The 6,764-nt window shown below is 51.8% G+C and carries 6 protein-coding genes; 5 read left to right on the top strand and 1 reads right to left on the bottom strand.

Going from position 1 to position 6,764, the window contains the following annotated elements; all coding sequences use genetic code 11:
• Window positions 1–103: 103 nt before the first annotated feature.
• Both GC101_RS18020 and dnaI read left to right on the top strand, forming a co-directional pair.
• The gene (locus GC101_RS18020; protein WP_171718356.1) at window positions 104–1,654 is read left to right on the top strand and encodes a replication initiation and membrane attachment family protein; all 1,551 of its coding nucleotides are present in this window, start codon (window positions 104–106) and stop codon (window positions 1,652–1,654) included.
• An 18-nt stretch (window positions 1,655–1,672) separates the two neighbouring features.
• Entirely contained in the window at window positions 1,673–2,629 is a 957-nt protein-coding gene (dnaI, locus tag GC101_RS18015) for a primosomal protein DnaI (RefSeq protein WP_039306977.1), read from the top strand.
• Between the two features lie 360 nt (window positions 2,630–2,989).
• Here the strand turns inward: dnaI and GC101_RS18010 are convergent, their stop codons facing one another.
• Window positions 2,990–3,148 (bottom strand): YqzM family protein, encoded by a 159-nt coding sequence (locus tag GC101_RS18010; protein WP_144026185.1) that lies wholly within the window; start codon window positions 3,146–3,148, stop codon window positions 2,990–2,992.
• 168 nt (window positions 3,149–3,316) lie between these two features.
• On the opposite strand from GC101_RS18010, the gene GC101_RS18005 reads away from it, so the two are divergent.
• The 3 genes from GC101_RS18005 (at window position 3,317) to uvrC (ending at window position 6,557) form a co-directional block, all read left to right on the top strand.
• Window positions 3,317–3,805 carry a GNAT family N-acetyltransferase gene (locus GC101_RS18005; RefSeq protein ID WP_171718355.1) on the top strand — a complete coding sequence of 163 codons (489 nt, stop codon included), beginning with the start codon at window positions 3,317–3,319 and terminating at the stop codon, window positions 3,803–3,805.
• A gap of 263 nt (window positions 3,806–4,068) precedes the next feature.
• On the top strand, window positions 4,069–4,386 hold the full coding sequence (trxA, locus tag GC101_RS18000) for a thioredoxin (RefSeq protein ID WP_171718354.1): 318 nt from the start codon (window positions 4,069–4,071) through the stop codon (window positions 4,384–4,386).
• Between the two features lie 179 nt (window positions 4,387–4,565).
• Window positions 4,566–6,557, top strand: a complete 1,992-nt coding sequence (gene uvrC, locus GC101_RS17995) for an excinuclease ABC subunit UvrC (protein ID WP_171718353.1) — start codon at window positions 4,566–4,568, stop codon at window positions 6,555–6,557.
• Window positions 6,558–6,764 lie beyond the last annotated feature (207 nt).

Raw genomic sequence — 6,764 nt, 5'->3', positions numbered from 1 at the left:
AAAGCAGCTTTTTTGGGCCTTTTTTTACATTTCCGGCCGGGTGTTTTGTGATAGAATAGAAATCTATATGAATTCGTATAGAAGAGGGGGAGGTTTTCCGCAGATGCGTATGAGCAACCTGCATCATTTCACCGAACATCATCGGTACTGCGTTTCCCGCGAATTCGGTCTAAGCCATGTGGATGGACGAATGCTCGGTTCGGTCTATCAGCCGATGGTCGGTGCTTTTGCCATCAGCCTGTACAGACTGCTGTTCGAGCATATTCCGGCTGAATCCATCGGGTACTCCGGTGTGGAGCAGCAGCGCAGGCTCTTTATGACCCTGGGCGTGGAGCCTAATGAGAAGGGCCGCAAATATTTAGTTGACCAGGCTTCACGGCTGGAAGCGGTGGGGCTGCTGCAGACCTGCCGGATTTATGCCGCGGAGAACGATGATTATATGTACGAGTACGAATTAATGCCGCCATTGTCGCCGTCGGAATTTTTTGCGACCCAGCATTTAACGCTGCTGCTCAGGGATAAGATCGGCAAATTTGCCGTATTGTCGCTGCGCGAGCAGTTCTGGAACCGGGAACCGGAAGAATGGAGCCGGCGGTCGGTCGGTAAAGAGAATATTTCGCTGCCCTTTTATGATATTTTTGAGCTCAATACACATGTCATTGATTACGAACTGGAGCAGGCGCTGGCCGAGGTGGCTACCGTGCGTCAGCCGGGAACAGTTGACGATGGTGAGCCGAATATCGGCTACAGCGACATCATTCTGCGGTTCCCGCGTGAGTCGGTTAACCGTGCGCATGTAGAGAAGCTGCGTTTCGATCATAACCAGATGGGCGTTATTAATTATGTGGCCCGCAAGTACGAGCTTGGCCCGCAGGATCTATGCCGCCTGCTGGACGAGGACGATGTTTTCACGCCGGATGGCGAGGTGATTCTGGATACACTGCAGTACAAGGCCAGCCAGCATTTCCGCCAGGATATGAAGCGCCAGGAGAAACGTGAGATCGCCGCTGCCAAGGTGGTATCGCTGCGCTCTGCTGCCGCTGATGAGAGTGATCCTTCCGGTGCGCCGGTGGAGCAGTCTGTCGAAATGGAATTCTATGTAGAAGTGCCTCCGCAATTTATGTCCAAATGCGACATTCACCAATATAATATGATGCTGCGCAACGAACCTTATACACGTCTGCTGCAGACGTTTTTCCCCGGGGCTGTTCCGGGCCAGCTGATGGATATCTTCGAGAAGATCGATTTGAACTACAAGCTGAACGGTGAAGTCATCAATGTACTCATTCACTATTTGATGACCATGGTGGCCTCCGGCGGCGACCAGCGGATGAACCGCAATTTCGTGGAGGCCATTGCCTCCAACATGCTGGTCAAGCAGGTGAATACTTACGAGAAGGCTGTGCGTTATATCCGCGACCAGTCCAAGGTGAAGGGCAAAGGAGCGGCTTCCGGCTCTGCCGGCACGGCCGCGGCGGGGACACGCCAGCGTTCATATACGAAGAACACCGGACGTTCCGGCAAGCCGGAGATCCCGATTGTGCTGGATGACGGCAGTGCCGGGACCGTATCGGATGAGGAATTCGCGGCGATGATGAAGAAAGCGGCCGAGATTAAGGCCAGTAAGAAAAAGGGCGTCCTGAGAACGCCCTAAAGAAAGCGAGGTGCGGCGATGGAGTCTATGGGCGAAGTGCTGCGTTCGATGAACAATTCCGCTCTGCGCCAGCGCTCCCGTGATCTGGAGCAGGGACTGTTTAATAATCCCCTGGTCAAGCAGCTTCAGGCTGATCATCCCGAGCTGGATGAGTCAAGGCTGAGGCTGCACTTAAGCCGGCTCTACCAGTATGTCGAGGAGGACCGCCACTGCAAGAACTGTCCGGGCCTTGAGAACTGTCCGAATGATTTCCAGGGACACTACAGCAAGCTTACAGTGGAGACTGTTAACGGGATACCTGATCTGTATGAGCGCAAGACACCCTGCAAGCTGAAGATCGCGCAGGATAACCAGGATAACATCCGCAAGCGGATCCGCAGCTTCTATGTGGATGAACGGGTGCTGAACGGCGGATATGATGAGATGGACATTATGGGCAAGGACCCCCGGCGGGCCAGTGCCGTGAACCGGATATTCGATTACATTGCGACTGTGCGGGCCGAGGGCCTGACTTCGCGCGGGATCTATCTGCAGGGCAGCTTCGGGACAGGCAAGACCTTCCTGATGTGCTATCTGCTCCATGAGCTTGCGATTGCCGGTCACAGCGGCGTGATTGTATACATGCCGGACTTCATTGAAGAATTGAAGTTAATTATGATGGACAACCAGAAGCTTAAGGAAATGGTAGATACGATGAAAAACTGCGATCTGCTCATTTTTGACGATATCGGTGCCGAGAACCTGAATCCCTGGGCCCGTGACCATGTGCTGGGTGCGATCCTGAATTACCGGATGAACCGCAAGCCGACCTTCTACACCTCGAACTATCCGCTGGATGGGCTGGAGAAGCATCTAAGCATGACCAGCAAGGATGGCGAAGAGGTCTACAAAGGCCAGCGGCTGATGGACCGGATCGCCCCGTTTGTGGATGTCATTCCGCTCCATGGGGACAATCAGCGGGGTACGGTAAGATAAATTCCGCTGCATGATATGTATAACTGGACGGAGCATTTATAATCCCGCCGCTTAGCTGGCTGCGGAGGTTATGAGTGGTCCGTCCTTTGTTGCTTAAGAGGCCTAAATGTTGTAAGGAATGCAACTTGGGAGCATAAGAAATGGGGTGTCCATCGATTTAGGCCGCTTAAGCGAAGAAAATGTTGTATTTGGTGCAGGATTTTGCGTTACTCAACGATTCAAATCAGTGCCGCTCTGCCGCACACAAACAGCGGCGGGACCCGGACATTGAAGTCCCTGGCCCCGCCGCTGTTTGGTATGAGTTCTCCGTATGCATCTAGCTTTTGCGTAAACTTCGGTGTTGCTCTGCTGCCTGCAGCTTTATTCGGACATAATGAACTTGATGATAACCATCCCGAAGAAAACTACGGTCATAAATCCTGTCATTCCAAAAAAACCGGCCATTAGGTCGCCAAGGTCATTACGGGGCTCTTCGTTGACATGCTCCCGCGGGTCACGGACTTGCGCGTTGACATCCATCGTTTCTTCCTCCTTGCTGTTGCATGACTGTGCAAAGTAAGTTACAGTTATACATGTGAGAGAAGTCATTGACAATTAATGCGCTTTCTTCAAGTATACGAACTTGCCGGGAAGATGTAAAGATAAGATCAGCGCCTAGCCTTGTATGAGATGCAAAGAGGTGATTCGATGATAAGTATTAGACCTATGGAACCGCAGGAATACGATTTTCTAATGGATATGCATTATGAGTCAATCAATATAGTACAAGGGAAGCCCTCCAGGAGTGAGCTGCTGAGTTCACCGGATATCGTGAAGTACAACGAGAATTGGGGAAAAGAAGGTGATAGGGCGCTAATCGCTCTGATTGACAATCAGCCCGCAGGTGCTGCATGGTACAGACTGTTTGATGAGACGAACCAAAGCTATGGATTCGTGGATGCTGGAACCCCTGAATTAGGTGTCGCTATACGGCCCGGCTATAGAAAGCGGGGCTTGGGAATCAGACTAATGGAGGCCATCATCCAGCAAGCCGTATCCGATGGATACCCATCGGTTTCTCTTAGTGTAGATCCGGAGAATCAGGCGGCCGTCCGCTTATATGACAAGCTTGGATTCGAATATTTCGGGATATCCGGAACCTCCCGGACGATGAAGTTAAACCTTAGGCTAATTTGATTTTATACAATATAATTTTATGAAACATATATTAAATGCATTGTAATTATGTTATACTGTGGATGTGTCGCTAAATGGTAATCTGGTTATCATATTACATGAAGCATTTTATCCCGCTATATTCTCGGAGTAATTTTCGCCGCCTTGGCTCACGCTATAGAAGCGGATCTTATTTCGTACAGCTAAGCTTAGGCTTCCAAGTATTTTGAACAATACTGTTTCAGGAAGCGGATGCTCACAAAACTTTGAGGAGGAACAATATCATGGCTATCGTGAACGTGTCTGACCAATCCTTCGGTAATGAAGTGGAAGGTCAAGGTACTGTAGTAGTAGACTTCTGGGCACCTTGGTGCGGCCCTTGCAAAATGCTTGCCCCTATTCTGGAGGAATTGTCCACCGAGCTGGGAGACGGCGTAAAAATTGCTAAATTGAATGTAGATGAGAATCCTGAGACGGCTTCCCGTTTTGGAGTGATGAGTATCCCTACTCTGATCTTCTTCAAAGACGGCCAACCCGTGGACAAAGTCGTAGGACTGAACTCCAAGGATTCCCTTAAGAATATCGTAGCAAAACATCAATAAAAGATTAATTCTGCTGTATCCGGGGGCCTCGCGGCCCCTTCACACAAAGCGCCTTCGGTCATCCGAAGGCGCTTTGTGTGTCAAATAGAAACGGGTGTTCTATAATAAGGCTTGAATCTGTAGTACATTCTATTCTAAACTTACCTTATAACACTGTAGTAACAGGTGGGGGAGAACTCATGGATTATATGGATAATATCCGCAACAAACTGGCGCTGCTGCCTGATCTGCCCGGCTGCTATCTAATGAAGAATGATGAGGGTACGATTATTTATGTGGGCAAGGCCAAGGTGCTGAAGAACCGCGTGCGCTCTTATTTCACCGGCAGCCACAACGGCAAGACGCAGCGGCTTGTCGCCAATATTGTTGATTTCGAATATATCGTCACATCGAGCAATATGGAAGCACTCATTCTGGAGTGCAATCTGATCAAGAAGCATATGCCGCGTTACAACGTGCTGCTGAAGGATGATAAGACTTTTCCGTATTTGAAAATAACGAATGAAACGCATCCGCGCCTTGAGGTCACGCGGCGGGTGCTGAAAGATAAAGCTAAATATTTCGGCCCGTATCCGAATAGCTATGCGGCCCAGCAGACCAAGAAGCTGCTGGACCGTATGTATCCGCTGCGCAAGTGCGGGGTGATGCCGAAGGAGGTCTGCCTGTATTATCACATGGGCCAGTGTCTGGCTCCCTGCGAGAAGGAAGTGCCGAAGTCTGCTTACGAGGAGATTACGCAGAGTATCTCGTCCTTCCTGAACGGGGGGCATGATGCGGTGAAGAAGGATCTGCATAAGAAAATGCAGGAAGCCGCAGAAGAGCTGTATTTCGAGCGGGCCAAGGAGCTGCGGGATCAGATTATTCACATCGATGCCCTGATGGAGAAGCAGAAGATCAATACGGCTGACACCAAGGACCGTGACGTCTTCGGTTACGCGGTAGACAAGGGCTGGATGTGTGTGCAGATCCTGTATATGCGGCAGGGGAAAATGATTCAGCGCCACTCGTCGGCTTTTCCGTTCTACGGGGAGGCGTACAGTGACTTCATGTCTTATGTGACGCAGTATTACAGCGATAACCCGGCATTGCCGCAGGAGATCCTGCTGCCGGATATGCTGAGTGACGGAGCTGTCAAAGCGCTAACGCCAGAGACCGGTACAGGTGCTGCGGTAACGGGCTTGCAGACTGCTGCAGGCATGCTGGGCAGCCGGGAAATGCAGGCAGCGCTGGAGGCGGAGGATAGGGCGGAGGTTGCAGCGCCGCCGCAGGAGCAGGCGGAACAGGAAGCGGCTGCTGAAGGAACCGTGGACGCGGCCGGAGGAGCGGCAGCCCTGCAGGAATGGCTGGGCATCAAAGTACTTGTGCCGCAGCGCGGGCTCAAGAAGCAGATGGTCGGCATGGCCTGCCAGAACAGCCGGGTGGCGCTGGATGAGAAGTTCCGTCTGATTGAGCGGGATGAGGAGCGCACCTCCGGTGCGGCGAGCAGTCTGGGACAGAGCCTGGGACTTGAATCGCTTAACCGGATTGAAGCTTTCGATAACTCGAATATCCAGGGGACGAATCCGGTCTCGGCCATGGTTGTGTTCATTGACGGCAAGCCAGCCCGCAAAGAGTACCGTAAATATAAGGTCCGCACTGTGCAGGGGCCGGATGATTATGAGACGATGCGTGAGGTCATCCGCCGCCGGTATGAACGGGTGCTCAAGGAGAATCTGCCGAAGCCTGACCTGATCGTGGTCGATGGAGGCAAAGGCCAGATCTCCTCGGCGATCGATATTCTGCAGAATGAGCTGGGTCTGTTCATTCCGGTCTGCGGTATCGTCAAGGATGATAAGCACAGAACGGCGCAGCTGCTGGTCGGGGATTCCGCCGAACCGGTATCGCTGGCCCGGGACAGCCAGGAATTCTATCTCCTGCAGCGGATTCAGGATGAGGTTCACCGGTTCGCAATTACGTTCCACCGCGAACAGCGCGGCAAATCGATGGTCACCTCGAAGCTGGATTCGGTTCCGGGAATCGGGGAGAAGCGCCGGAAGTCGCTGCTGAAGCATTTCGGCTCGTTGAAGAAGATCAAGGAAGCTTCCGTGGAAGATTTCCGTGTTCTGTCTATTGGCGAGAAGCTGGCCCGGCAGATTCTGGATGCGCTCAAGGATGAGGAACCGTCATTATAAATAGGCTCAAACGGTAACGAAACAGAGGCCGGCCCCATGGGGGCCGGTTTTTTGGTGATTTAGGAAATTATGCTATACGTCAGGAATTCCGCTGAACCCCCGGAAGACGGGCCGATGGAGGACCAAATGTATGCGAAAAATCGAATACAATGTGCTTCCCTCAGGGTAACCGGACCAAATGTATGCGAAAAACCGAATACAAGCAAT

The sequence above is a fragment of the Paenibacillus phytohabitans genome, assembly GCF_013141775.1.
Classification (GTDB): domain Bacteria; phylum Bacillota; class Bacilli; order Paenibacillales; family Paenibacillaceae; genus Paenibacillus_AQ; species Paenibacillus_AQ phytohabitans.
Note: the sequence above shows the minus strand (reverse complement) of the source record. Positions and strands in the feature narration are given on the sequence as shown.